Source organism: Nocardioides sp. LHD-245, from assembly GCF_030929495.1.
In the GTDB taxonomy this organism is placed as follows: domain Bacteria; phylum Actinomycetota; class Actinomycetes; order Propionibacteriales; family Nocardioidaceae; genus Nocardioides.
Genome location: NZ_JAVFWN010000004.1, coordinates 262,823 through 288,089, shown reverse-complemented (window position 1 = coordinate 288,089; position 25,267 = coordinate 262,823). Strand labels below are relative to the sequence as shown.

Genomic DNA, 25,267 nt, shown 5'->3' with positions numbered 1-25,267 from the left:
GCGAGGTCGCCGCATGAGAGGGGCCCACCTTCTGCTCCTGGCCGAGCCGCCGCTCGACCCGAGCGGCGACGAGGCGCGCCGCGAGCTGCGCCGCGAGCTGGTCCGGCCGGAGTACTACCAGGACGACATCGTCGACCGGCTGACGCGCTGGCTCGACCGGCTCATCTCCAGCACCGTCGACGCAGCCTCGGGCTCCTCCGGGCTGGCCACCGCCGCGGCGATCGTGGTCGTGCTGCTCATCGTCGCCGCCGTGCTCGTCCTGGTCGGCCGAGCCCGCCGCACCGCGTCCGGGCGGGCGTCGAGCGCTCCCGCCCTCACCGACGAGGCGATCACCGCCGACGAGCTGCGGGCACGCGCGGAGGCCGCCCTGGCCGCGGGCGACCCGGCGACAGCGCTCGTCGACGCCTTCCGCGCGGGAGCCGTGCGCCAGGTCGAGCGCGGGCGGATCGAGGATGTCCCCCAGGCGACGGCGCACGAGCTGGCCGGTGCGCTCGTGACGGTCTTCCCCGAGCACCGGACCGCCGTGCTGCGCGGTGCCGACCTCTTCGACGGCGTGCTCTACGGCGAGCGTCCGGCGACGCCCGCCGAGGCCGGCGAGCTGTTGGCGCTCGACGACGCGCTCGCCGGACGGACGGCTCGCCGGTGACCCGGCCGCGTCGCTCCCCCCTGCGGGTGACGATCGTCGTGGCGGTCGTCCTCGCGCTCGCGGCCGCGGTGTGGACCACCCGCGGCACCGAGCAGTACCCGGGCGAGGCCGACCCCCGCAACCCCGGCCCCGAGGGCGCCCAGGCGGTGGCCCGGGTGCTGGCCGACCAGGGCGTCGACGTCACCGTCGCGCGCACCGCGGACGCCTTCGAGGAGGCCACGGTCGACAGCGGCACCACGGTCGTGGTGACCGGCACCGAGCAGCTCGCGCCGAGCACCCTCGCCCGACTCCGCGAGCACACGTCGACCGCGGGCCGGGTCGTGCTGGTCGAGCCCGGCCACGCGCTGCTTCAGGAGATCGAGCCCGGCCTCGGCTCGCTCCCGGTGCCGGCCGACGAGGACGACGCCGTCACGGCCCGCTGCACCGACGGTGCCGCGGGCATCGCGCTCGACGGACTGACGATCGAGGTCGACCAGGCGACGTCGTACGCCGGCGACGGCTGCTTCCCCGCGACCGACGGCGCGCTGGTGCGCACGGTCGACGGGCTGGTCCTGTTCGGGGCCGGCCAGGCGCTGACCAACGACCAGGTGACCCGCGCGGACAACGCGGCGGTCGCGCTGCGACTGCTCGGGCACGACCCGCGGCTGGTCTGGTACGTCCCCGACGCGACCGACGCCGTGGGCGACGACGCCGTCACGATCGGCTCGCTGCTGCCCGACTGGATCGGACCCGCGCTGTGGGTGCTGGCCCTGGCCGGGACCGGCCTGGCGCTGTGGCGGTTCCGGCGACTGGGCCCGCTCTCGACCGAGCCGCTGCCGGTGGTCGTCCGGGCGGTGGAGACGGCCCGCAGCCGCGGCCGGATGTACCGCCGCAGCGGCGACCGCGCCCATGCCGCCCGGGCACTGCGCCGCGCGGCCTGCGGCGACCTCGCCGCCCGCCTCCGGCTCGACCGCGGCACCCCGCCGCCAGTGGTCGCCGAGGCGGCCGCGCGGCACCTCGGCACCTCCGTCGAGAGCATCGCCGTGCTGCTCGACGACGACCGCACGCCCCCGGCGACCGACCAGGACCTGATCCGGTTCGCGCAGGACCTGGCCCACCTGAGGAGAGAGGTACGACGCTCATGACCCAGCTGCCCCCGCCACCCCCGGCCACCCGTGTCGAGACAGCGGACGCCGGTGTGCGCGAGCGGCTGCTCGCCGTACGCCAGGAGGTCGCCAAGGCCGTGGTCGGCCAGGACGCCGCCGTGTCCGGGTTGCTCGTCGCGCTGCTGTGCGGCGGCCACGTGCTGATGGAGGGCGTCCCCGGCACGGCGAAGACACTGCTCGTGCGGACCCTCACCCAGAGCCTGGACGTGCAGACCCGCCGGGTCCAGTTCACCCCCGACCTGATGCCCGGCGACATCACCGGCTCCCTGGTCATCGACGCGGCCGGAGGCGGCGAGCTCAGCTTCCGCGAAGGACCGATCTTCACCAACCTGCTGCTCGCCGACGAGATCAACCGGACTCCCCCGAAGACCCAGTCGGCCCTGCTGGAGGCGATGGAGGAGGGCCAGGTCTCGGCCGACGGCGTCACCCGGCCGCTGCCGCGCCCGTTCCTGGTCGCGGCGACCCAGAACCCGGTCGAGTTCGAGGGGACCTACCCGCTGCCCGAGGCCCAGCTCGACCGGTTCCTGCTCAAGGTGGTGCTCCCCGTGCCACCCCGCGAGGACGAGATCACCATCCTCACCCGGCACGCCGAGGGCTTCGACCCGCGCGACGTCGCCGGCGCCGGGGTCCGTCCCGTGGCCGGCGCAGCCGACCTCGAGGCCGGGCAGCGGGCGGTGACGAGGGTGCAGGTCGCGCCGGAGGTGGCGTCGTACATCGTCGACATCGCCCGGGCGACCCGGCAGTCGCCGTCCTTGTCGCTGGGTGTCAGCCCGCGTGGCGCGACCGCCCTGCTGCGGGCCGCGCGCGCCTGGGCCTGGCTGTCCGGCCGCGACTTCGTCACCCCCGACGACGTGAAGGCCCTGGCCCAGGCGTCGCTCTCGCACCGCCTCGGCGTCCGTCCGGAGGCCGAGCTCGAGGGCGTGGACGTGTCCCAGGTGCTGGCGTCCGCGATCGCCTCCGTCCCGGTCCCGCGCTAGGCAGCTCGACACGATGGCGATCTCCGGCCGGGTCCCGCTGCTGCTCCTGCTGGGGCTGGTGGCGGTCGTGCTGCGCCCGCAGGCCGGCACCGTCTGGCTCTGGCTGGTCGGGGTGCTGCTGCTGGTCGGCCTCGACCGGCTGCTCACCCCCTCCCCCGGGCTCGCCGCGCTCTCCCGCCGCGCGCCCGGCTCGGTCCGGCTGGGCGACCCGGCCGCGTCCGACCTGGAGGTCGCCGCGACCGGCCGGCGGCTGCACCTGCAGATCCGGGACGCCTGGCAGCCGTCCGCGGGGGCGCGTGACAACCGCTACCGGCTCCGGCTCGCCCCGGGCGACCGGGGCCGGCTGACCACGCCGCTCCTCCCCCGTCGCCGCGGCGACCTGCGTGCCGACGGCGTCACGGTCCGGTCCTGGGGGCCGCTCGGACTGGTCGCCCGGCAGCGGACGTACGACGTCCCCGGCTCGGTGCGGGCGCTGCCGCCCTTCGACTCGCGCAAGCACCTGCCGTCGCGGCTGGCCCGGCTGCGCGAGCTCGACGGCCGTGCCGCCGTCCGGGTGCGGGGCCAGGGCACCGAGTTCGACTCGCTGCGCGAGTACGTCCGCGGCGACGACGTCCGCTCCATCGACTGGCGCGCGTCGGCGCGCTCGGCCCATGTCGTGGTCCGCACCTGGCAGCCCGAGCGGGACCGCCGGGTGGTGCTCGTCCTCGACACCTCGCGCACCTCCGCCGGGCGGGTCGCCCGGGCGGTCGGGGAACCGGAGACCGACGGGATGCCGCGCCTCGACGCGGCGATGGACTCGGCCCTGCTGCTGGCGGCGCTCGCGTCGCGGGCCGGCGACCGGATCGACTTCGTGGCCGGCGACCGGCGGGTCCGCGCCCGGCAGCGCCTGCACGGCGCGCGGGACGTCGCCGCGCGGCTGCAGGAGCAGATGGCCGACCTGGACCCGACGCTGGTCGAGGCCGACTGGGACCTGCTCGCGGGCGCCGTCCAGGGCTTCGGCCGGCGCCGCGCGCTCGTCGTGCTGCTCACCGCGCTCGAGCCCGCGGCCGTCGCCGACGGCCTGCTGCCCGTGCTGCCCGTCCTGGTCCGGCACCACCGGGTGGTCATCGCGTCCGTCCGGGATCCGGAGCTGAGCCGACTCGCCACGCTCGCCGACGACGCGAACGCCCCGGGTACCGCCCCCACCGCCGACGACGTGTACGCCGCCGCCGCGGCATCCCACGAGCTGCACCGCCGGGCCCGGATCCGGGACATGCTGGTGCGGCTCGGCGTCGACGTCGTCGATGCCGACGCCGGCGAGCTGCCGCCCGCGCTGGCCGACCACTACCTCGCCCTCAAGGCACAAGGACTGCTGTAGGGAACCGCCGGTCCGGGCGCGGCGTCGGAGTGGCATGCACACCTCACCGCGCCGTACCACCCTCGCCCTCGCCGCGATCGCCACGGTCGCGGCCCTCGCCGGCTGCGGCGGCTCCCCTGACTCCGACGACTCGGGAGGCTCGCGCGACGCCGAGGCGTCGTCGGCCGGCGTGATGGCGAGCGAGCGGGACGCCGGTGGCGCGGCCGACGCGGAGGCGCCCGCGGCGGTGCCGGCCGGCGACGACGCAGCCGGGTCGGCGAAGTCGGCGACGTCGGCGACGCCGCAGCAGCCGGCCGTCATCTCGACCGGCACGGTCTCCCTGGAGGCGAAGGACGTGGGCCGCGCCCGGCTGCGGGTGCGCGCGGTGGTCGACGCCCACCAGGGCACCGTCGGCGAGCAGGAGACCACGACCGGCGAGAAGGGTGAGCTGACGACGGCCCGGCTGGTGCTGCGGGTGCCGAGCGACCGGTTCGACGACGCGGTGGCCGCCCTGGAGGAGGTCGCGACGCCGACGGGCACCACCACCAGCGGCCAGGACGTCAGCGCCGAGGTGGTCGACGTCGATGCCCGGATCCGCGCGCAGCGCAAGAGCGTCGCGCGGATCGAGGCGCTCCTCGCCCGCGCCTCCAGCATCGAGCAGATCGTCGCCATCGAGGCCCAGCTGGCGAGTCGCCAGGCCGATCTCGACGCGCTCGAGTCCCGGCAGCGCTGGCTGGCCGACCAGACCGGGATGTCCACGATCACCGTGTACGTCGAGCAGCCGGCGGCCCACCAGGACACCGAGGACGACACCGCGGACGGCTTCCTCGGCGGGCTGGCGAAGGGCTGGGACGCCTTCGTCGACGGGTTCGGCGCCGTGCTCGTGGTCGTCGGCTTCCTGGTGCCCTGGCTGGTGCTGGGCGCCGTGCTCGGCGTCCCGGCGTGGCTGGCGCTCCGCCGGCGGCCACGAGGCCGCACCGGTGCTGCGTGAGCCCGGGTCCGCGGCCTCGCGACCACCGTCCTGGATCGGGATCGCCGGGAGGGCGAACCGGTCCGTGATACTGTTTGTCTACAGTCTTACTCGACTTTATGTCGCGGGCAAGGACGTGGACCACGGCGTCACCGATGGACGTGAAAGGCAGCACCCATGCGCATCGAACAGCTGGAGTACCTGGCGGCCGTCACACAGCACGGCTCGCTGCGCCGGGCCAGTGAGAAGCTCCATCTCTCCCAACCCGCCCTCAGCGAGGCACTCACCAAGCTCGAGCGGGAGCTGCGGGTGACCCTGCTCGACCGCCGCCGCTCCGGCGCCCTGATCAGCCGCGAGGGCCGCGAGCTGCTCCCCTACATGTCCGACGTCCTCAGCGCCGTCGATCGGCTGCGCCGCGCCGCCGGCGACCAACGCCCCGATGCCCGGGTGATCCGCCTCGGCACCGTGCACACCGCCACCTCGACCCTCCTCGCGCCCGCGGTCGGCACCTTCCAGGTCCGGCACCCCGGCACGACGGTCGAGGTGCTCACCCTGTCGCAGGCACAGATCGACGAAGGACTCGCCGAGGGGACCCTCGACCTGGGCCTGGTCGACGTCCTCGACGCGGACGACCCGCCGGTCGGCCTCGACGGGGTCGACCTGCTGCACGGCCGGCCCGTCGCCGTCCTCCCCGCGACCCACCCGCTGGCCGCCCGCGCGCAGGTGAGCGTCGAGGAGCTGCGGCTGGAGCGGTTCGTCACCATGCGCGCCGGTCACGTGATGCACCGCTACGTCCAGCGCACCTTCGGCCGCGAGCTCCCGCCCGTCGCCCACAGCACCGACGGCGCCGAGATGGGCAAGGCCCTGGTCGCCGAGGGCATCGGCGTCACCGTGCTCCCCGACTACGCGGTGCTGGGCGACCCGCTGCACCGCATCGGCGCCATCACGTCCCGGCCCATCGCCGGCGACCGGACCTTCCTCACCCTGCAGCTGCGCCAGCGCCGGTCCCTCCAGCAGCCGCTGCCCGTGCGGGAGCTGCAGGCGGTGCTGGCCGCCCGCGCCCGGGAGTGCCGGGCTCAGGACGCGAAGGCGAGCGCCGCCTCCTGAGCGCCACCTCCTGGGCACCACCTCCCGGGCGCCGGCGGCGGGCTCGGCGATGATGGGCCGGTGACCACCACTCCGAGCACCGCGCGGCTGGCCGTCCTCATCGACGCCGACAACACCTCGCCCAAGCACGTGAGCGCCCTGCTCGAGGAGCTGGCGACCTACGGCGTGGCGACCGTCAAGCGGGCGTACGGCGACTGGACGACGCCCCAGCTCGGCGGGTGGAAGGCGCAGCTGAACCGGCACGCCATCGTCCCCGTGCAGCAGTTCGCCTACACGACGGGCAAGAACTCCACGGACTCGGCGCTGATCATCGACGCGATGGACCTGCTGTACTCCGGCAACCTGGACGCGTTCGCCCTCGTGTCCAGCGACAGCGACTTCACCCGGCTCGCGACCCGGCTGCGCGAGTCGGGCAGGACCGTCTACGGACTCGGGCTGCGCAAGACCCCGCAGTCACTCGTCGCGGCCTGCGACACCTTCATCTATCTCGAGGTCCTGGGCGAGGAGGGACCGTCCGCCCCGGCGAGCGAGGACGAGGTCGAGGAGGGCACGGAGCCGAGCGCCCCCCTGCCCAACCTGCAGAGCCTGCTCAGCCGGGCCGTCAACGCGACCTCCGACGACGACGGCTGGGCGCGCCTGGGGGCGATCGGCAGCTATCTCCGATCCGCCGACTCCTCCTTCGACCCGCGGCTGTACGGCGCCGCGAAGCTGATCACCCTCGTCGAGGGGCAGCCCTACCTGACCACCACCGGGTCCGGCTCCGACGTGCGGGTCGGGCTCAAGGGGCGGACCACCGTGGAGAAGGCGGCGGCACGCAAGACCGCGGCGAAGCGGACCGCGACGAAGAAGGCTCAGGCCAGCGGGTAGGCGTGCACGAACTCCGTCAGCCGCGCGAGCTGGTCGGGGTCGGTGCTGGGGATGACGCCGTGGCCGAGGTTGAAGACGTGCCCGCGGGCGGCCCGGCCGGCCTCAATGACCGCGGCGGCGCGCTCGGTCATCAGCTCGGTCGGCGCGAACACCAACGTCGGGTCCAGGTTGCCCTGCACCGCGCGGTCGCCGACGAGCGGGATGGCCCGCTCCAGCGGCGTGCGCCAGTCGACGCCGACCACGTCGGCGCCCGCCTCGCCCATGAGATCGAGCAGGTTCGACGTACCGACGCCGAAGTGGATGCGCGGCACCCCGAGCTCCCCCACCCGCTCCAGGACGTCCGCGGAGTGCGGCTGGACGTAGCGGACGTAGTCGTCGCGGGTGAGCGCGCCGGCCCAGGAGTCGAACAGCTGCACCGCCGAGGCGCCGGCCGCGACCTGGGTCTCCAGGAACGCCGCGGAGATGCCCGCGATCTTGCCCATCAACGCGTCCCAGACGTCGGGGGCGCCGAACATCAGCGCCTTGGTCTTGGCATGGTCCTTGGAGGGCCCGCCCTCGACGAGGTACGACGCCACGGTGAACGGCGCCCCTGCGAACCCGATGAGCGGCGTGCCTCCGTTGAGGCCGGCGAGCTCGCCGACGAGGCCCTGCACGGCCTGGGTGATGTAGGGGATCTGCTCGGGCGTGAGGTCGGGGATCGCCTCGACGTCGGCGAGCGTGCGGACCGGCTCGGCGACGACGGGGCCCACGCCCGGGACGATGTCGAGGTCGACGCCGACCGCTTTGAGTGGCAGCACGATGTCGGAGAAGAAGATGGCCGCGTCGACGCCGTACCGGCGCACGGGCTGCAGCGTGATCTCGACGATCAGGTCCGGGTCGGCGCAGGCGTCGAGCATGGCGACGCCCTCACGGGTCGCGAGGTACTCGGGCAGCGAGCGTCCGGCCTGCCGCATGAACCAGACCGGGGTGTGCGGCACCGCCTCGCCACGGGCGGCCTTGAGGAAGGTGCTGTCCGAGAGGGGGCGGTCATGGCGTGGGGCGGTCACGGGGTCAGGGTCTCAGGTGAACGGCGTGGGACGCACATCGATCCGGCCCTCTGGTCCTAGGGTGGCCTCATGGTCGCCCGCCAGGAGATGAACCAGGGGTCCGGCGCGGCCGGCACACCCCCCGAGTTCACCGCTGCGGTCGCAGGCCTGCGCGCCGCCACCTTCCGCCCCGAGGTGTTCTGCGAGGAGATGCCGGCGCCGCAGCGGATCGCGCCGTACGCCGCGGCGCTGTCCGCCGACGTGACCGTGGACGACGAGGAGGTCGCCACCGGGCGGCTGGTCCTGCTCCACGACCCGGCCGGCAACGACGCCTGGGAGGGCACCTTCCGCTGCGTCGCCTACTGCCGCGCCGAGATCGACCACGACCTGGCGACCGACCCGCTGCTGACCGACGTCGGCTGGACCTGGCTGACCGACGCGCTCGCGGCGCACGGGGCCGAGCACGTCGCCGTCTCCGGCACCGTCACCCGGGTGGCGACCGAGAGCTACGGCTCGATGGCCGACGAGCCGGGCAACGCCCAGCTGGAGATCCGGGCGTCGTGGACCCCGGTCGATTCCGACGACCTCGCCAGCCACGCCGAGGCGTGGGGCGAGCTGATGTGCACCGCCGGCGGCCTCGAGCCGGTGCCCGACGGGATCGCGGTCATGCCGTCCCGCCGCGGTCAGCGAGGCAGCGGGAGCTGATGACCGACTCACCGACCGAGCAGCCGGGCTCCGAGGAGCAGCCGGTCGAGCTGCTGACCCTCGCCGACGGCCTGCCACCGGTCATCGACACGCCCGCTGCGCTCGCCGCCTACTGCGCCGCGCTCGCCACCGGGTCCGGGCCGGTCGCGATCGACGCCGAGCGCGCCTCCGGCTACCGGTACTCCAACCGCGCCTACCTGATCCAGGTCAAGCGCACCGGCGCCGGGATCGGCCTGATCGACCCGATCCCCTTCGGGGACCTGACGCCGCTCGCCGAGGCGATCGGCGACGCCGAGTGGATCCTGCACGCCGCCACCCAGGACCTCCCCTGTCTCGCCGAGGTCGGCCTGCGGCCGGTCGCGCTGTTCGACACCGAGCTCGCCGGCCGGCTGCTGAACTACCCGCGGGTCGGGCTGGCCACCCTCGTCGAGACGCTGCTGGAGCGCCACCTGCGCAAGGAGCACTCCGCCGTCGACTGGTCGACGCGACCGCTGCCCGAGCCGTGGCTCGAGTACGCCGCCCTCGACGTCGAGGTGCTCGTCGAGCTGCGCGACCTGCTGTCCGCCCAGCTCGAGGAGGCGGGGAAGGCCGACTGGGCCCGGCAGGAGTTCGAGCACGTCCGCGGCTTCGAGCCGACCGTCCGGGTCGACGCCTGGCGACGCACCTCGGGCCTGCACAAGATCCGCGGTCGTCGTACCCTCGGCGCGGTGCGGGCCCTGTGGGAGACGCGCGACCAGATCGCCCGCGAGCGGGACGTCACGCCGGGGCGTCTGATCCCCGATGCCGCCATCATCGCCGCAGCGACCGCCATGCCCACCAGCCGCGGGGCCCTCCTCGGCACCTCCGGCTTCCACGGACGTGGTGCGGCACGCCACTCCCGCGAGTGGCTCGCCGCGCTGCAGGAGGCGGCCGAGCTCCCGGAGGACGACCTGCCCTCGCGGGTCAGCCACGGCGACGGCCCGCCCGCGCCGCGGACCTGGGCCGACAAGGACCCGGTCGCCGCCCGACGCCTCGAGCTCGCCCGGGCCGCCGTCACCGCGCTCGCCGAGGAGCACTCCGTTCCCCTGGAGAACCTGCTCACCCCCGACACTCTGCGCCGGGTCATGTGGACGCCTCCGGCGACCCGGGACGCGGTCGATCTGCTCGAGGCGGTGGTCGACCAGCTCCGCGGGCTGGGAGCGCGCAGCTGGCAGATCGGACTCACCGCGTCGGCGCTGAGCCGCGCCGTCCTCGACGCCGAGGAGACCCCGAGCCGGAGGACGCGTCAGCCGCGGTCGTCGGACTCCGTCGAGGACGGCGACGCCGGGTCCGCCGGATCGTCCGGCACCGGGCCGGAGGGCGACTCCGACGGCTCGTAGTCCGGATCCAGGAGACTGCGCGACTTCTCGTCGATCGCCCGCAGCGCCTCCTGCAGGTCGGCGATGTCCGGCGTCGTCAGCAGGGTCTCGATGTCGGGATCGACCAGCTCGCGCAGCTCGCGGCCCTGGCTCATCAGCGGCGGCAGCACCACCGAGCGCATCACGGCGTTGAACACCGAGGAGTGCTCGGGCGCCTGGCCGGCCTGCAGGAAGTCGTCGGAGAAGGCGACGGTCAGCTTGGCGGGCTGCACGTAGCCGGTCTCGGCCACCCGCGCCAGCGCCTCGTCGCTCACGAGATAGCTGAGCACGTTGGCCGCGGCCTCGGTGCGCATCGGCCCGTTGGGAGCCAGGCAGAGGCCGCTGAGGTCGGCGATGGTGTGCGCCGAGCCCAGCGACGGCATCGGCATCACGTCGAAGTTGAGTCCCTCGGTGCCCCGCAGCTCCGGCGTCAGGCCCCGGAAGCCCGCGATCATCGCGAGCTTGCCGCGCTCGAACCACTCCAGCGCGGAGCGCTTCTCCAGCTGCGCGGTGCTGAGGGTCAGCCGCGGATCGCGGAGCAGCTCGAGGGTCTGGCGCAGCGCATCGGTCGAGCCGTCGTCACCGAGCGCGAGGCGGGTGGGCTCGCCGTCGTCGTCGAAGAGCTGGCCGCCGCCGGAGTAGACGAACGGCGCCAGTCCGCGCAGCGTGGGCTCGATGTAGATGCCGCGGGTGTTGCGGCGCGGCCGGCTGGCGAACTCGGCGGCTGCCCGGAACTCGGCGAAGTTCCAGCCCTTGTTGTCGCCCTTGGCGGTCGGCAGGCCCTCGGCCTCCATCGCCGCGAAGTCGACGAGGTCGGTGTTGTAGTAGATGACCATCGGGGACGCGGCGTACGGCAGGCACTGCAGGTCGTCGTCGACCGAGAACGCCGAGACGGCGTCGCGTGCGAAGTCGTCGCCGATCGGGATCTCCCGCTCGAGGACCAGGTCGAGCAGCGGGATGTTGCGCTTCTCCGCGACCGTCTCGGCCAGGTCGCTGCGCGGGATCAGGTAGAGGTCGGGAGTCGCCTCGCCGCTGCGGATCGCGTCGAGCATCGCGTCGGCGTTCGGCCAGGAGACGACGGACACACTGGTGTCGGTGCTGCTGGCGTTGTAGGCGTCGACGACGGTCTGGTACGCCGCGATCTCCTGCTCGCTGCCCCAGGCCGCGAACTCGAGATCGGTCTTCGTCGCCGTCGGCGGCTTCGGGGGATGCGGCTGCTTCTTCTGCTCGGTGCCGCTCGCCAGGGCGATCATGCCCACGAGGACCACGACGGCGACCCCGACCACGACCGCACCCGTCCGCCACGTGAACCGACCCACGGCGGCAACCCTACCGGCCGGTCACAGCGCCGGTCCGGTCGCCCGCCGCGCACAGCCGTTCTAGGGTGATCGGGTGTCCGAGCACCGGCGTCATCACCGTCCCGCGCCGCGGGAGGCCGCGTTCTTCGACGAGTACGCCGACGGCGTCGACCCCGCTCTGCTCACCGAGGCCGCGGAGCGCGCCGCCGTCCTGCTCGTCCGCGGCGCGCACGCCAGCGACGACGCCGGCGTCTCCGAGCGCCTCGTCCACCTCGCCGAGACCGAGGGCATCGAGACGATCGCCGAGCTCTGGTCGCACGCCGCCGCCGACACCCTGGCGGGCTGCCTGTGGCGCCTCTACGTCCTGCGGTCGTGGGTCTACGCCGACCCGGCCGGCGTCGCCCGCCAGTTCGAGGCCGGCCGTGGCCGGGCCGAGTTCGCCCGCGTGGTCGCCGGCGTCGCCGACCCGCCGGGTCCCGACGAGCTGCGCCGGATGGTCGACGAGGTGCTCCGCGGCATCGCCGAGGGCGAGTTCGCCGACGTCCTGCTCCGCGCCGCGGCTTTCGCCCGGGTCGTCGCGGCGGGCCGGGCCACCCTGCCCGAGGTCCCCGACGCCGACGTACGCCGCACGCTCGCCCTCGCCGAGCATCTGGAGGCGGCCGGCCACTTGGAGCTCGCGCACCGCCTGGCGTGATCATCGTGATCGAGCGCGTAGACTTGCCGAGTCGAGCACGCCGGGTCGCGGCAGCCCCGGGTCCCAACATCAAGCCGCCACGAGCGGCCCTGCGCCGTGAGGCGCTCCCGGCCCGGTGTGCTCGACCTCTCCCCGACCCGGCTCAGATTGAACAGCTCAGCTCGCCGACCCGGCCCAGACTGAACAGCTCAGCTCGCCGACCCGGCCCAGACTGAACAGCTGGTGGGTCCGCGGCCCCGTCGACCGAGCCCAAGGGGCTGGTCGCTCGGCGCCGCTGCGGCTACCGTGACGCAACTCACCTTCGCTGCCACGGGAGTCCCCATGACCAGTTCCCATCTCCTCCGGATCAGGGTGCTGTGCGTCGGCACCGCCCTCGCCACCAGCGTCGGCGCGGCCACGGTGCTGCCGGCCGACGCCGCATCGGCCACGACGCCACGGGCGGCCGCACAACCCGGCTCCGTCGATGGCGCGCCGGATGGCAGGACGGACGCGCGTGCAGAGCAGGGCAAGAAGGGCCTGCGGGTCGAGCTCCAGCACCCCGCCGAGGCGGCCTCGCTGGTGAAGGTCACCGTCAAGGGGCCCAAGCAGCCCGGTCGGAAGAAGAAGTTCAAGAAGGTCGTCACGAGGTCGACGAACCTCAAGCGTCTGGCACCGGGCGTCTACAAGATCAAGGCAGCGCCGATCGAGCTCTTCGATCAGCAGGTCACGCCCCAGGTGAGCAAGAAGAAGGTGCGGGTCAAGCGCAACGGCAAGCGCAGGGTCGTGTCGGTCGCCTATGCGACGCCGACCTTCTGCGCGACGTCGGGGTCGACGGCGTACGGCTGGGGCGAGGGCGACCACGGCCGCCTCGGCACGGCGGACTCGACCGACCGGCTCGCCCCGGTGGAGATCCCGCGGATCCGCGGTCTCCAGGCGATCACGGGCGGCTCGCGGTCGACGTACGGGCTCTGCGGGGACGGCACCGTGTGGGCCTGGGGCTTCAACCAGAACGGCGAGCTCGGCAACGGCCGCACCGGTGGTCGCTCCTGGCCGGTGCGGGTCGCCGGCCTGACCGGCGTCACCGCGATCGCCGCCAACAGCGAGTCCGCCTACGCGCTGAGGTCCGACGGCTCGGTGTGGGCGTGGGGGTCGGGGCGCTACGGCCAGCTCGGCAACGGAGCGTCGGGGCTCGGCTACCACTCCCGGGTGCCGGTGCGCGTCAACCTGCCGGCACCCGCGACGGCCATCGCCGCCGGCGGATACAACGCCTACGCCATCCTCGCGAGCGGTCAGGTCGCGTCCTGGGGCGTCGGCGGCGTCGGGCAGCTCGGCAACAACACCAGCGGCACCGATGCCCCGACGCCGGTCCTCGTCGACTTCATCAACGACGCGACGGCCATCGCCGCGGGGCACGCCACCGCCTATGTCCGCCGGGGCGGCACCGGCGAGGTGTGGGCGTGGGGCTACGGCAACCAGGGCGAGATCGGCAACGGGCTGGCCGCGCACCGTGATCAGCCGACCAACATCCAGCCCGGATTCACGGCGGTCGCCATCGGCGCGGGCAGCGCCGCGGGCTTCCGGATCCAGGCCGGGGGCATCGTCTTCAGCTGGGGCTCCGGCCGGTACGGCGACGTCGGCTTCGACAACGGGGGGAACCCGCAGCTCACCCCCCTCGTCAACGTCACCCTGACCCAGGTCAGCCGGATCGTCGGCGGCGACCACACGGGCTACGCGCTGACCGGCTCCGGGCGGATCTGGGCCTGGGGCGATCACCAGTCCGGACAGGTCGGCAACGGCGCGCCCAAGACCGGGCCCTCGCACATCACCGGCGGCATCCCGACCCCGGTCGAGCTGGGGTTGACCGGGGTGGTGGCGATCGGCGCGGGCTCGGTCAACGGCTATGCCCTGCGTTGACCCGGCGACAGTTCAATCTGAGCCGGGTCGGCGCATCTTCGAGTTCAATCTGAGCCGGGTCGGGGTCAGAGGGCGTCGAGGGCCTTGCGGATCCGTACGTCGGAGACCGGGCCGTCGGTGCCGAGCTGCTGGGCCCACAGCGAGACCCGGTACTCCTCGAGCATCCATCGGATCGCGCGCAGACCGGCGCCGGCGGGCCGGCCCTCGGGGAGCGCCGCGATCCGGGCGAGGTAAGCGTCCTGGAGCGGCTGGAGGACCTCCATCCGCTGGCGGTCCTTGGCGAGCGCGGCGGGCCCGCCGGTCTCCAGGGCGGTACGCCGCTCGCGCATCGCGGCCAGCCAGGTGCGGTAGCGGCGCAGCCGGGTGGCGCCCGCCTCCCCCACGAAGCCGTCGTGCACGAGCCGGCCGAGCTGGCCCTGCAGGTCGGTGAGCGCCGGGAGCATCGGCAGGTCGGCGCGGCCGCTGAGCAGGCGGTCGACCTCGCGCCAGGTGGCGAGCACCCGGAGCAGCTCGGCGAGGACGTCGCGCACACCCGCGGCGGCAGTCGGGCGGAGGGCGGCCAGCAGGGCGTCGTACTCCTCGCGGGTCCACACGGGCGGTCGCGCGTCGACGGCATCGACCACGACGGCGCGCAGGCAGTCGTCGAGGATCGCGGGCACCCCGGAGTACGGCGTCCCGGCGAGACCGAGCTTCTCGGCGTTGCCGAGCCCCTCGACGATGCCGGCCAGCGGCGCGGCGCCGAGGGCCAGGAGCGCGAGCCGGACGACGCCGAGCCGGTGCCGCGCGTCGCGCTCGTCGGCGGAGCCGAAGACCTGCAGGCCGACCGTGGCACCCTCGTCGACCAGCCCCGGGTAGGCCTCGACCTCGTGGCCGGCGCGGGTCCAGGTGGCCGTGACGGCGATCTCGTCGAAGACCCAGGTCGTCTCGCCGCAGCGAGCGACCCCCGAGTCGGAGGCCACGGCGGCGATCGCGCGGTCGAACTGCGGCTGCAGCGGCGCCTTGAGCTCGGCGAGCGACTTGCCCCGGCCCTCCACCCGGCCCCGCTCGTCGACGACCCGGTACGTCGGCTTGAGGTGCTCGGGCAGCGACGCGAGCCCCCAGGCCTCGCGGGGCACGTGCACCCCCGTGGTGGAGCGCAGGTGGCGCTCCAGGGCGGTGAGGAGCGCCTCCTCCCCCGCGGGTACGGCGGCCAGGAACTCCCGCGCCGTGTTCGGCGCCGGCACGAAGCTGACCCGCAGCTGCTTCGGGAGGCTGCGGATCAGCTCGGTGACCAGCTCCTCGCGCAGCCCGGGCACGATCCAGGAGAAGTCGTCGTCGTCGACCCGGTTGAGGGTGGCGACCGGGATGTCGATGGTCAGCCCGTCGTCCTTCGCACCCGGCTCGAAGTGGTAGCTGATGGGGAAGGTGAGCCCGCCCGTCACCGACCACTCCTCCGGGTAGTCCGCCTCGCGGACCTCCTCGGCGGTGTCGTGGGTGAGCATCGCCGGGTCGAAGGTCAGCAGGTCCGGCTGTGTCCGGCGGGCATCGCGCCACCAGCGGTCGAAGTGCGCACCGCTGACGATCCCCTCCGGGACGCGGGCGTCGTAGAAGTCGAAGAGGGTGTGCTCATCGACGACCAGGTCGCGGCGCCGGGCGCGGTGTTCGAGCTCCTCGGCCTGCTCCAGCAGCCGCCGGTTGTCGCGGAAGAAGTGGTGCCGGGTGTCCCACTCGCCGTAGACGAGGGCGTGCCGGATGAAGATCTCGCGCGACAGCTCGGGGTCCACCTTGCCGTAGGCCACGGCGCGGTCCACGGCCAGCGGGACGCCGTACAGCGTGACCCGCTCGCGGGCCATCACGGACTGGCGCTTGCGGGACCAGGTCGGCTCGGAGTACGTCCGCTTCACGAGGTGGGCGCCGAGCCGCTCGGCCCAGCGCGGGTCGATGGCGGCGTTCTGCCGGGCCCAGAGCCGGCCGGTCTCGACGAGCTCACCCGCCATCACGAAGGGCGGGTTCTTGCGGGCGAGGCCGGAGCCGGGGAAGATCGCGAACTTGGCGCCGCGGGCACCGAGGTACTCCCGAGGGCCGGGACGACGGCCGTCCTTGCGGGCCCCGGCCCCGGGCCGGTCCCGCTTCTCCCGCTCCTCGAGCACGCCGACGTGGGACAGCAGCCCGGAGAGCAGGGCCTGGTGGATGCCGTCGGCGTCCGGCTCACCCCCGGCCGCCTCGAGCCGGACACCCATCTCCTTGGTGACCTGGCGCAGCTGGGCGACGAACTCCTGCCACTCGCGCACGCGCAGGTAGTTGAGGAACTCGCGCTTGCACATCCGGCGGAACGCGCTGCCCGAGAGCTCCTTCTGCTGCTCGCGCAGGTGCCGCCACAGGTTGAGCCAGGCGAGGAAGTCCGAGCCCTCCGCCTTGAAGCGCGCGTGCAGCTGATCGGCCTGCGCCCGCTCGGTCGGGCGGTCGGCGCCGGGACGCTCGCGCGGGTCCTGCAGCGAGAGGGCGGCGACGATGACCAGGACGTCGCGCACGCAGCCGAGCCGCTCGGCCTCCAGCAGCATCCGGCCCAGCCGCGGGTCGATCGGCAGCCGGGCCAGGCGCGTCCCGGTCTTCGTCAGGTCGCCCTTCGCGGAGACCGCGCCGAGCTCCTCCAGCAGCTGGCTGCCGGCCTGGACATTGCGCCGGTCCGGCGGCTCGACGAACGGGAACCGCTCGATGTCGCCGAGCCCGAGCGAGGTCATCTGGAGGATGACCGAGGCCAGGTTGGTGCGCAGGATCTCCGGGTCGGTGAACTCCGGACGCGCCTCGAAGTCCTCCTCGGCGTACAACCGGATCGCGATGCCGGCCGCGACGCGACCGCAGCGCCCGGAGCGCTGGTTGGCCGAGGCCTGGCTGATCGGCTCGATGGGCAGCCGCTGGACCTTGGTACGCGCGGAGTAGCGGGAGATGCGGGCCACACCGGTGTCGACCACGTACCGGATGCCGGGCACGGTCAGCGAGGTCTCGGCCACGTTGGTGGCGAGTACGACGCGGCGCCGGGAGTTCTTGGCCGGTGCGAAGACGCGGTGCTGCTCGGCGGCGGAGAGCCTGCTGAACAAGGGCAGCACGTCGACGCCCCGCCCGTACCCCCCAGGATTGGCCTCCCCGAGCGGGGCGAGCGCCTCGGCGGTGTCGCGGATCTCCCGCTCGCCCGGCAGGAACACCAGGATGTCGCCCGGCCCCTCGGCCGACAGCTCCTTGACCGCGTCGACGATCGCCTCGGTCTGGTCCCGGACGATCGGCTCACCGTCCTCGTCGTCCTCCGCAAACTCCATCAGCGGCCGGTAGCGGATCTCGACCGGGTAGGTGCGCCCGGAGACCTCGACGACGGGGGCGTCGAAGTGGTCGGCGAACCGGTCGACGTCGATGGTCGCCGAGGTGATGATCAGCTTGAGGTCGGGGCGCCTCGGCAGCAGCTGGCGCAGGTAGCCGAGCAGGAAGTCGATGTTGAGACTGCGCTCGTGCGCCTCGTCGATGATGATCGTGTCGTAGCGGCGCAGCATCCGGTCGCGCTGGAGCTCGGCCAGCAGGATGCCGTCGGTCATCAGCTTGACCCGGCTCTGCTTCGACGTCTTGTCGGTGAACCGGACCTGGTAGCCGACCAGGTCGCCGAGCTCGGTCCCGAGCTCGGAGGCGATCCGCTCGGCCACCGAGCGCGCCGCGATCCGGCGGGGCTGGGTGTGCCCGATCATCCGCGGTCGCCCGTCCTCGCTCGGCGTACCGCGGCCCAGCTCGAGGCAGATCTTGGGCAACTGGGTGGTCTTGCCGGAGCCGGTCTCACCCGCGACGATCACGACCTGGTGGTCACGGATCGCGGCGGCGATGTCGTCGCGTCGGGCGCTGACCGGGAGGTCGGGCGGGTAGGTGATGTCCACAGCGCGGTCATTGTCCCATCACCACCCCCGCCGGATCGACCGGGATTCGGCGGTCAGTCGCCCAGGCGCAGCCCGGCCGGGTCGGGGTTCGGGTCGCGGAACGCCAGGTCGGCCGGGAACTCGTCCGCGCCGGTGAACGACAAGACCGCGATCCCCTCCGGGAACTCGGCGATCACCTGGGTCGTGACGTCCTTCGTGGCGACCTTGGCCCGGGAGGCGTCGGCCACGTCGACGTCGCGGCAGTCCCAGCCCGCCGGGCACTGGTCGGCGCGGGCGTCCTGCCAGCTGGTCGGGGTGCCGATCCCCACGTGCATCGTCTGGCCGCCGCCGAGATCGTCGTCCAGCACATCGGTCATGGCGAGCATCTGAGCGAGGGTCACCCCGGCACCGCCCGGCGCGGACCGGGCCAGGTCCTGGACCTCCGCGGCCACCGCCTCCCCGGGCGCCTGCTGGGGGGCCGGTCGGGGCGCCTGCGCCACTGGCGGCTGCTGGGCGATCGGGGCCGGGGCGGCGTGCTGGGTCCCAGGTACGCCGAGCGCGAGCCCGGTCACGGTCGCCACCGCGAGCGTGGTGCCACCGGCACCCACCCGCGCCAGGCGACGCCGACGCAGCCGGCCCCGCCCCCGTCGTACGTCATCGACGGTGGGGACCACGGGCACGGGCGCGCCGTCGGTCAGGTGGTAGAGGCGCGCGGCCAGTTCGGTGTCGATCAGGTCGGTCATGAGGTCTCCTTGGTCAGGTCGTCGGCCAGCGCCACCCGGAGGGCGGCGAGGGCCGCGGAGGTCTGGCTCTTCACGGTTCCGGTGCTGACGTCGAGGTCGGCGGCGGTCTCCTCCACGCTGAGTCCCCACCAGTGGCGCAGCACCACGACACGGCGCTGCCCGGGCGGGAGAGCACGCAGTGCCGTCCACAGCGCGTCGTGCTCCTCGACCGCCGACGCCGCCACCGCGACCTCGGGCAGTCCCTCGCCCGCGGACGCCTCGCGTCGCCACGGCCGGCGCCCCTCGTCGAGGTGCGCGTTCACGACGGCCCGGCGCACGTACGCGTCCACCGAGTCCGCCCGCCGCACGCGCGGCCACGCGACGTACAGCCGCGTGAGGGCCGCCTGGACGACGTCCTCCGCCTGGTGCGGGTCACCGCACAGCAGCCACGCCGCGCGGAACAGCTGCGGCCGCCTCTCGGCGACGTACGCCGCGAACTCCTCGTCCCGCATGCTGCTCACCCTGCTCCTCTCCGTCCGGCACTGTTGCCTAGTTGACGGAACGGATCACGGATCGGTTGGGCGGCGCCCCGGGCTGTTTCCCGTCCTGCGAGGGCCCGACCACTCGAGCAGCCGACGCTGTCGGGGTTCGGGCGGGCTCTCCCGCCGGTCAGCGCGGCGGCGGCAACGCGTCGGTCGACTCGAGCTGGCCCATGCCGGTGACCATGAGCAGGTCGGCGACGATAGCCCGCAGCTGGGAGAGGATCGCCTCGACCGCGAGCACGTCGGTGCGCTCGACCTGCCCGGTCGCGGCACCGACGGCCAGGACGTCGTCACGGGCGGCGATCGCGATCCGGTTGGCCTTGAGCTCGTCGGCGATCGCGTCGGCAGCCGCGGCGAGGTCGGCCGCGAGCTGCGCGTACGGCGGTGGCACCGGCAGTCGCCGGTAGGCGGTGATCGAGGTCTGGCGCACCAGGACCCGGGTGCTGCGCAGGGCGCGGTCGAGTGGGTCGACCAGCTCGACCATCCGGCGCAGCGGCTCACGGTGGCGGACCCGGAACGGCGAGGAGTTCACCACCGACATCCCCTCCTCCGCGGCGGCCTGCAGCTCCCGGATCAGGCGGTCCGTACGGCGGGCGTCGGCGAGCAGCTCGAGCGCGGGCGTCACCTCGCCGTCGACCATCACGTCGGAGGCGGCGCGTAGCAGCTCCGCGATCTTGCGGGCGACGGCCGCGGCCTGCTCCCGGGGACGGCGCAGGGGCGCCGCGGGGACGACCATCGCGGCGACCAGGGCCACGCCCCCGCCGATGACCGCGTCCGTCCAGCGCAGGAAGGCCCCGCCGGCGCCCGGAAGCAGCACGGTGACCACGATCGACTGCACCGCCGCCTGGGACACGAACATGATCCCGGCATCGAGCAGCAGCGCCATCGACATCGAGAGGAAGACGATGAGGGCGAGCTGCCACGCCCCCGAGCCGATGCCGGCGACCAGGACGTCGGCCATGAAGACGCCGATGGCGACGCCCAGCATGACCTCGATGACCCGCCGCAGTCGCTGGCCGTACGACGTGCCCAGGCACAGCACCGCGGCGATCGGCGCGAAGAACGGCAGGTCGTGGCCGAGCAGGTCGTGGGCGATGAACCAGGCCAGCCCGGCGGCCGCCGAGCACTGCGCGACGACCCACAGCTTGTCGCGCCACCGGTCGATGCGGCCGCGCAGCGACAGGCGGCTGCGCGACCACATCCGGTCCAGGACCCCGTCGTTCAGCGCCTCCACGTAGGAGACCTTAGAGGTCACACCGCCTTGGCCGGGAGCACCCGCTTGGAGACGAGCGCCACGACGTCCTCGTAGCGCGAGCCGGTGAACTTCTGGAAGGTGTGCAGGGCGTGGGCGTCGAGGCCGACGAGGACGCGCGCCTGGTTCTTCACGATCCCCCTGACGATGATCTCGGCGGCCCGCTCGGGCGTCATCTTGGCCAGCTTCTCGTCGAACAGCTTCGCCGTGGCGGCCTTGTCCTCCTTGTCGGAGACCCGGGCGTTGCGGGCGATCGCGGTCTTGATGCCGCCCGGGTGGACCGACGTGACGCCGACCTTGTGCCCGGCGATGAGCATCTCCTCGCGCAGCGCCTCGGTGAACCCGCGGACCGCGAACTTCGTCGCGTTGTAGGCACTCTGGCCGGGCATCGCGAGCAGGCCGAAGAGCGACGACAGGTTGACCACGTGGCCGTCGCCGGACGCGATGAGGTGCGGCAGGAACTCCTTGGTGCCGTGCACGACGCCCCAGAAGTTGATGCCGACGATCCACTCCATGTCCTGGTACTCGAGGTCGACCACGTCACCGGCCAGCGCGACACCGGCGTTGTTGACGACGACGTTGACCTGGCCGAAGTGCTCGGCGACCGAGGCGGCGTACGACGCGAAGGCCTCGCGGTCCGCGACGTCGAGGCGCGCGGTCCGGACGTCGGGCGAGCCGGCCTTCTCGGCCAGCACGGCGGTCTCGGCGAGGCCGTCGGTGTCCACGTCGGAGAGCGCCAGCCGGGCGCCCTTGCCGGCGAGGTTCACCGCGAGGGCGCGGCCGATGCCGGAGCCCGCTCCGGTGATGACGACGACCTTGTTGCTGAGGTTCTTCACGCGTTGACTGCCTCTCGGTTGCGGACCGCCTCGACGTCGTACTTGTCGACGTCGAACCTGCTCAGGTGCTGGCGGAAGGTGAACGTCTGGCCGGGCCAGAGGGTGGTGTTGTTGCCGAACTTGTCGAGGTACCAGCTCGCGCAGCCGCCGGTCTGCCACACCGTCGGCCGCATCTTGCGGCGGATCTCCGCGGTCCACGCGTCCTGCGCGGCCCGGGTCGGCTCGACGGCCCCGAGCCCCGCGCGGCGCATCGCCTTGGCCGCCTCGACGACATAGCGCACCTGCGACTCGATGATGAAGATCATGCTGGAGTGGCCGAGCGCGGTGTTGGGTCCGACGATCTGGAACAGGTTGGGGAAGCCGTGGATGGTCGTCCCCTTGTACGCCGCCATGCCGGCGTCGCCCCAGACGTCGGCCAGCGTGCGGCCCTCGCGCCCGGTGACGTGCTGGGCGATCGGCGGCTCGGTCACGTAGAACCCGGTGGCCACGACGAGCACGTCGATCGGCCGCTCCACCCCGTCGGCGGTGACGATGGCGTCGCCGGTGACCTTCGCGATCGGGTCGGTCACCAGGTCGACGTTGTCGGCGTCGAGCGCGGGGTACCACTTGTTGGAGATGAGGATCCGCTTGCAGCCCGCGCGGTAGGCCGGCGTGACCTTCGCGCGGAGCGCCGGGTCGGTGATGCCCTTGGCGATGTTCTTCCTGCCCTGCGCCTCGACCGCCTTCATCAGCACCGGGAACCGGGCGAAGGCCGGCACGCGCGCCTCGAGCGTGGCGTAGACGAATGAGCGCAGCGCGCGCTGGGCGCCGGGGACCTTCGCGAAGACGGTCTTCTCGATGCCGCTGAACGCGCGTTCGTTGCGGGGGATGATCCAGTTCGGCGTGCGCTGGTAGACGTCGACGTGCCCGGCGATCCTCTGCAGCTCGGGCACGAGCTGGACGGCCGAGGCGCCGGTGCCGATCACGGCGATGCGCTTGCCGGCGAGGTCGACGTCGTGGTTCCAGCGGGCCGAGTGGAAGATCTCGCCCTGGAAGTCGTCGATGCCCTCGATCTCGGGCAGGCGCGGCTCGGAGAGCCCGCCGGAGCCGGAGATCACCGTGCGGGCGGCGTACTCCTGGACGCCGGCGGGACCCTCGGTGCGGACGATCCAGCGCTGCGCGTCGGCATCCCAGCGCGCGTCGACGACGGTGGTGTCGAACACGAACCGGTCGAGCGTGCCGGACTCCTCGGCGACCTTGCGGGTGTACTCCCAGATCTCCCGCTGCGGCGAGTAGACCCTCGACCAGTCGGGGTTCAGGGCGAACGAGTAGGAGTAGAGCTGGCTCGGGACGTCGCACTCGGCGCCCGGATAGGTGTTGATGTGCCAGGTGCCGCCGACGTCGCTGTCCTTCTCGACGACGACGAAGTCGCGCTCGGCGGCCTCGTCGAGCTTGATCGCCGCGGCGAGTCCGGCGAAGCCGGCGCCCACGATGAGGTGGTCGACGTTCCTGCGACCCGGAGTAGCACTCATGGGAAGGACGCTATTGGCGCTATTGAACATCTGTCAATAGGATGGGCCACGTGACCGCGCCCACCTCCCGCACCCGGCTCTCGCCGGACGAGCGACGTACCCAGCTCCTCGACATCGGCGTCCGGCTGCTCGCCACGCGGTCGCTCGACGAGCTCTCCATCGACGCCCTCGCGGTGGAGGCCGGGATCTCGCGCGGCCTGCTCTACCACTACTTCGGCGGCAAGCAGGGCTTCTACGAGGCCGTCGTCCAGCACGCGGCGGACGACCTCTACGCCCGCACCGCTCCCCCGGCCGAGGGCGAGCCGCTCGAGCGGCTGCTCGGCTCGCTCACCGGCTACGTCGACTATGTCGTCTCCAACCAGGCCGGCTACCGCTCGCTGGTCAAGGCCGCGTCGGGGAGCAATGACGCGCTCCGCGCCATCTACGAGACCACCTTCGCCGCCCTCGCCGACCGCTTCTTCACCGTCGACACCGGCACCCTCGAGCTGCCCGACACCCCGGCCGTGCGCCTGGTCATCCACGCCTGGCAGGCCATGGTCGAGGACCTCGTGCTCACCTGGTGCGACACCCCGGCCGGCCTGTCCCGCGACGACCTGCTGCAGGTGATCACCACCTCCCTGCCCGCCATCATCGACACCCTGCCCTGACCGTCGGGGAGGGCCGAGAAGGCGACGAGCCGGGCTCCCCACAGGGGGAACCCGGCTCGCGAGACGCGATCAGATCAGGACAGGTTGGCCACGTCGCCGCACTCGTCCTTGACGGCGTCGGTGAACTCCTTCTCGTCGCCCTTCTCGTCCTTGTTGTCCTCGGCCCACTTCAGGAGCGCGTCGGACGCCTTCTGCACCTTGTCGGCGTCACCCGACTCGGCCGCCTCCTGGGCGTCCTTGGCCAGCTCGCAGTACTCCTCGGCGAGCTTGCCCTCGTCGGCGCCACCGCACGCGGTGAGCGAGAAGGCGGCCGCGAGAATGATGCTGCCGAGGCCGAGGGTGGTCTTCTTCATGGGTTTTCTCCCGTAGTCAGGCGGATGATCGTGTTGCGCATCCCGGATGCTCGCGGCGCTCCGCCGCGTCCCGGGAAGCGTGAGGAGCCTCCCACGGAAACGTCCGGTGAAACCTCCGTGTCACGCGCGGCCCTCAGCGTCCCCGCGCGCGAGCCCGGGGGCGACGGCGGACCCGGGTGACACCGACGAGGCGGGGACCGGCCAGACGGGCCTCCACCCGGCGGGCCTCGCGCATGACCGGCTGGGCGACGTACTCGCCGAGGATCACCCCGGAGGCCAGGGCGATGGCGATCGAGGCGGCGGTGACCATGGCGAGCAGGCCCTGGGCCGCCTGTCCCCCGCCGTCCTCGCCGAGCAGGAACAGACCGCGGTAGATCGAGAGCCCGGGCAGCAGCGGCACCACGGCGGAGACGACGACCACGAGGGGCGGCACCCGGAAGGTGCGACCGACCGTGTAGCCGAAGAGACCGATCAGGAAGGCCGCGAGACCGACCGCCCAGGTCCGCCCGAACCCGGCCTCGACCACCAGCTGGGTGACCACGAGCGCGACGCCGCCGAGGATGCCGATGGGGAGCAGGGTGCGCAGCGGCGCGTACGACGCGAACGCGAAGGCCGCCGCCGCGACCGCGCCGCCCACGCCGAGCGCGCTCACGCCGACCAGGTCGAAGCGGGGCAGGGTGAGCTCCGGGATGTCCAGGCCGACCGCGGCGCACAGGGACAGTCCGCCGCTGACACCGGCGATGATGCCGGCAGTGGCGAGCACCGCCTCGAGGATCCGCGCGCCGCCGGTGACGAAGAAGCCCGACAGCGCGTCCTGGATCGCGCCCATGAAACCGATGCCGGCGAGCAGCATGATGATGTTGGCGGTCACGACCAGGGACGCGTTGAGGTGCACCCACGGCTCGGCCAGCCGGGTGCCGAGCGCCGCGAGCACGGTGGCCACCACGCCGCCGGCCACCTGCTGATAGAAGCCCGGCAGCCGGCGCCGGGTCATCAGCAGCTGGAGCCGGTCGATGCAGATCGCCGCCAGCATCGCCACGAGGACGACGACGAGGTTGCCGCCGAGCTGGAGCCCTACGCCCGCGCACATCAGGCCCCACCCCAGCGTCGCGGCCCAGCGCGGCCGCCCGTGCCCGGAGGAGACGATCCGCGCCACCTCGGTCCGGGCGCCCTCGAGGTCGGTGTGGCCGGCGACGACCTCGCGCACCAGATGGTCGACGCGGGTGAGGTCCTCGTAGTCGATCTCGCGCTGGGTCACCGCGCGGAGCTGCACGACGGGGGCCTCGTCCGGTCCCTGCTGGACACTCATGGCCAGCGAGGTGAAGGTCACGTCGACCTGCGTATGACGTACGCCGAGCGACCGGGCCAGCGCCCGCATCGTCGCCACCACGTCGGGGGCGCCGGCCCCCGACGAGAGCAGCACCTCCCCCACCTTGAGACACAGGTCGAGCGTGCGGTGCAGGGTCCGCAGATCGTCCATGTCGCCATGGTGT

The 25,267-nt window shown here is 73.4% G+C and carries 22 protein-coding genes; 12 read left to right on the top strand and 10 right to left on the bottom strand.

Translation table 11 applies throughout. From position 1 onward, the window contains the following. Positions 1-13: 13 nt before the first annotated feature. The 7 genes from RB608_RS08715 to RB608_RS08685 all read left to right on the top strand — a co-directional run bounded on the left by RB608_RS08715 (position 14) and on the right by RB608_RS08685 (position 7,048). Positions 14-646 carry a DUF4129 domain-containing protein gene (locus RB608_RS08715; RefSeq protein ID WP_308087422.1) on the top strand — a complete coding sequence of 211 codons (633 nt, stop codon included), beginning with the start codon at positions 14-16 and terminating at the stop codon, positions 644-646. Continuing rightward, complete coding sequence (locus RB608_RS08710; protein WP_308087421.1) at positions 643-1,770, top strand: DUF4350 domain-containing protein; 1,128 nt, start codon at positions 643-645, stop codon at positions 1,768-1,770. The genes RB608_RS08715 and RB608_RS08710 overlap by 4 nt, the downstream gene beginning before the upstream one ends. Beyond that, positions 1,767-2,768, top strand: coding sequence for a MoxR family ATPase (locus tag RB608_RS08705; protein ID WP_308087420.1), 1,002 nt, complete (start codon positions 1,767-1,769; stop codon positions 2,766-2,768). Before RB608_RS08710 ends, RB608_RS08705 begins: the two co-directional genes overlap by 4 nt. A gap of 13 nt (positions 2,769-2,781) precedes the next feature. Next, on the top strand, positions 2,782-4,125 hold the full coding sequence (locus RB608_RS08700) for a DUF58 domain-containing protein (RefSeq protein ID WP_308087419.1): 1,344 nt from the start codon (positions 2,782-2,784) through the stop codon (positions 4,123-4,125). A gap of 34 nt (positions 4,126-4,159) precedes the next feature. Beyond that, on the top strand, positions 4,160-5,095 hold the full coding sequence (locus tag RB608_RS08695; protein WP_308087418.1) for a DUF4349 domain-containing protein: 936 nt from the start codon (positions 4,160-4,162) through the stop codon (positions 5,093-5,095). A gap of 156 nt (positions 5,096-5,251) precedes the next feature. Next, on the top strand, positions 5,252-6,181 hold the full coding sequence (locus RB608_RS08690) for a LysR family transcriptional regulator (protein ID WP_308087417.1): 930 nt from the start codon (positions 5,252-5,254) through the stop codon (positions 6,179-6,181). 60 nt (positions 6,182-6,241) lie between these two features. Then, the gene (locus RB608_RS08685) at positions 6,242-7,048 is read left to right on the top strand and encodes an NYN domain-containing protein (protein ID WP_308087416.1); all 807 of its coding nucleotides are present in this window, start codon (positions 6,242-6,244) and stop codon (positions 7,046-7,048) included. On the opposite strand, the gene hemE is transcribed toward RB608_RS08685, so the two are convergent. Then, a complete protein-coding gene (gene hemE, locus RB608_RS08680; RefSeq protein WP_308087415.1) occupies positions 7,033-8,094 on the bottom strand; it encodes a uroporphyrinogen decarboxylase in 1,062 nt (353 codons plus the stop codon). The genes RB608_RS08685 and hemE overlap by 16 nt on opposite strands. A gap of 69 nt (positions 8,095-8,163) precedes the next feature. Between hemE and RB608_RS08675 the strand changes: the two genes are divergently transcribed. Further along, on the top strand, positions 8,164-8,778 hold the full coding sequence (locus RB608_RS08675; protein WP_308087414.1) for a DUF3000 domain-containing protein: 615 nt from the start codon (positions 8,164-8,166) through the stop codon (positions 8,776-8,778). Further along, positions 8,778-10,136 (top strand): ribonuclease D, encoded by a 1,359-nt coding sequence (locus RB608_RS08670; protein ID WP_308087413.1) that lies wholly within the window; start codon positions 8,778-8,780, stop codon positions 10,134-10,136. Before RB608_RS08675 ends, RB608_RS08670 begins: the two co-directional genes overlap by 1 nt. Here RB608_RS08670 and RB608_RS08665 read toward each other — a convergent pair. Further along, positions 10,043-11,473, bottom strand: a complete 1,431-nt coding sequence (locus RB608_RS08665; protein WP_308087412.1) for an extracellular solute-binding protein — start codon at positions 11,471-11,473, stop codon at positions 10,043-10,045. The genes RB608_RS08670 and RB608_RS08665 overlap by 94 nt on opposite strands. Before the next feature lie 73 nt (positions 11,474-11,546). On the opposite strand from RB608_RS08665, the gene RB608_RS08660 reads away from it, so the two are divergent. Further along, positions 11,547-12,146, top strand: coding sequence for a hypothetical protein (locus tag RB608_RS08660; RefSeq protein ID WP_308087411.1), 600 nt, complete (start codon positions 11,547-11,549; stop codon positions 12,144-12,146). Positions 12,147-12,467: 321 nt separating this feature from the next. After that, a complete protein-coding gene (locus tag RB608_RS08655) occupies positions 12,468-14,039 on the top strand; it encodes a hypothetical protein (protein ID WP_308087409.1) in 1,572 nt (523 codons plus the stop codon). A gap of 65 nt (positions 14,040-14,104) precedes the next feature. Here the strand turns inward: RB608_RS08655 and hrpA are convergent, their stop codons facing one another. The 6 genes from hrpA to RB608_RS08625 all read right to left on the bottom strand — a co-directional run bounded on the left by hrpA (position 14,105) and on the right by RB608_RS08625 (position 22,774). Next, positions 14,105-17,932: an ATP-dependent RNA helicase HrpA gene (hrpA, locus tag RB608_RS08650; protein ID WP_308087407.1), complete on the bottom strand. Its 3,828-nt coding sequence runs from the start codon at positions 17,930-17,932 to the stop codon at positions 14,105-14,107. A 53-nt stretch (positions 17,933-17,985) separates the two neighbouring features. Continuing rightward, a complete protein-coding gene (locus RB608_RS08645) occupies positions 17,986-18,654 on the bottom strand; it encodes a hypothetical protein (protein ID WP_308087406.1) in 669 nt (222 codons plus the stop codon). Continuing rightward, a complete protein-coding gene (locus RB608_RS08640) occupies positions 18,651-19,145 on the bottom strand; it encodes a SigE family RNA polymerase sigma factor (protein WP_308087487.1) in 495 nt (164 codons plus the stop codon). Before RB608_RS08640 ends, RB608_RS08645 begins: the two co-directional genes overlap by 4 nt. 157 nt (positions 19,146-19,302) lie before the next feature. Then, on the bottom strand, positions 19,303-20,409 hold the full coding sequence (locus RB608_RS08635) for an FUSC family protein (RefSeq protein WP_308087405.1): 1,107 nt from the start codon (positions 20,407-20,409) through the stop codon (positions 19,303-19,305). A gap of 17 nt (positions 20,410-20,426) precedes the next feature. Next, on the bottom strand, positions 20,427-21,263 hold the full coding sequence (locus RB608_RS08630; protein ID WP_308087403.1) for an SDR family NAD(P)-dependent oxidoreductase: 837 nt from the start codon (positions 21,261-21,263) through the stop codon (positions 20,427-20,429). Beyond that, positions 21,260-22,774 (bottom strand): NAD(P)/FAD-dependent oxidoreductase, encoded by a 1,515-nt coding sequence (locus RB608_RS08625; protein ID WP_308087402.1) that lies wholly within the window; start codon positions 22,772-22,774, stop codon positions 21,260-21,262. The genes RB608_RS08630 and RB608_RS08625 overlap by 4 nt, the downstream gene beginning before the upstream one ends. A 41-nt stretch (positions 22,775-22,815) precedes the next feature. On the opposite strand from RB608_RS08625, the gene RB608_RS08620 reads away from it, so the two are divergent. Beyond that, positions 22,816-23,421, top strand: coding sequence for a TetR/AcrR family transcriptional regulator (locus tag RB608_RS08620; RefSeq protein WP_308087400.1), 606 nt, complete (start codon positions 22,816-22,818; stop codon positions 23,419-23,421). 74 nt (positions 23,422-23,495) lie between these two features. Here the strand turns inward: RB608_RS08620 and RB608_RS08615 are convergent, their stop codons facing one another. Further along, entirely contained in the window at positions 23,496-23,774 is a 279-nt protein-coding gene (locus RB608_RS08615) for a hypothetical protein (RefSeq protein WP_308087399.1), read from the bottom strand. A gap of 133 nt (positions 23,775-23,907) precedes the next feature. After that, a complete protein-coding gene (locus RB608_RS08610; protein ID WP_308087398.1) occupies positions 23,908-25,254 on the bottom strand; it encodes a threonine/serine exporter family protein in 1,347 nt (448 codons plus the stop codon). Positions 25,255-25,267 lie beyond the last annotated feature (13 nt).

Bases quoted from the DNA above. Each gene is read 5' to 3' on its own strand.
- RB608_RS08640 (WP_308087487.1), bottom strand. From the start codon at position 19,145: ATGCGGGACGAGGAGTTCGCGGCGTACGTCGCCGAGAGGCGGCCGCAG.
- RB608_RS08620 (WP_308087400.1), top strand. From the start codon at position 22,816: ATGGGCCACGTGACCGCGCCCACCTCCCGCACCCGGCTCTCGCCGGAC.
- RB608_RS08700 (WP_308087419.1), top strand. From the start codon at position 2,782: ATGGCGATCTCCGGCCGGGTCCCGCTGCTGCTCCTGCTGGGGCTGGTG.
- RB608_RS08655 (WP_308087409.1), top strand. From the start codon at position 12,468: ATGACCAGTTCCCATCTCCTCCGGATCAGGGTGCTGTGCGTCGGCACC.
- RB608_RS08690 (WP_308087417.1), top strand. From the start codon at position 5,252: ATGCGCATCGAACAGCTGGAGTACCTGGCGGCCGTCACACAGCACGGC.
- RB608_RS08615 (WP_308087399.1), bottom strand. From the start codon at position 23,774: ATGAAGAAGACCACCCTCGGCCTCGGCAGCATCATTCTCGCGGCCGCC.
- RB608_RS08625 (WP_308087402.1), bottom strand. From the start codon at position 22,774: ATGAGTGCTACTCCGGGTCGCAGGAACGTCGACCACCTCATCGTGGGC.
- RB608_RS08645 (WP_308087406.1), bottom strand. From the start codon at position 18,654: ATGACCGACCTGATCGACACCGAACTGGCCGCGCGCCTCTACCACCTG.
- RB608_RS08715 (WP_308087422.1), top strand. From the start codon at position 14: ATGAGAGGGGCCCACCTTCTGCTCCTGGCCGAGCCGCCGCTCGACCCG.
- RB608_RS08705 (WP_308087420.1), top strand. From the start codon at position 1,767: ATGACCCAGCTGCCCCCGCCACCCCCGGCCACCCGTGTCGAGACAGCG.
- RB608_RS08610 (WP_308087398.1), bottom strand. From the start codon at position 25,254: ATGGACGATCTGCGGACCCTGCACCGCACGCTCGACCTGTGTCTCAAG.
- RB608_RS08670 (WP_308087413.1), top strand. From the start codon at position 8,778: ATGACCGACTCACCGACCGAGCAGCCGGGCTCCGAGGAGCAGCCGGTC.
- RB608_RS08695 (WP_308087418.1), top strand. From the start codon at position 4,160: ATGCACACCTCACCGCGCCGTACCACCCTCGCCCTCGCCGCGATCGCC.
- RB608_RS08675 (WP_308087414.1), top strand. From the start codon at position 8,164: ATGGTCGCCCGCCAGGAGATGAACCAGGGGTCCGGCGCGGCCGGCACA.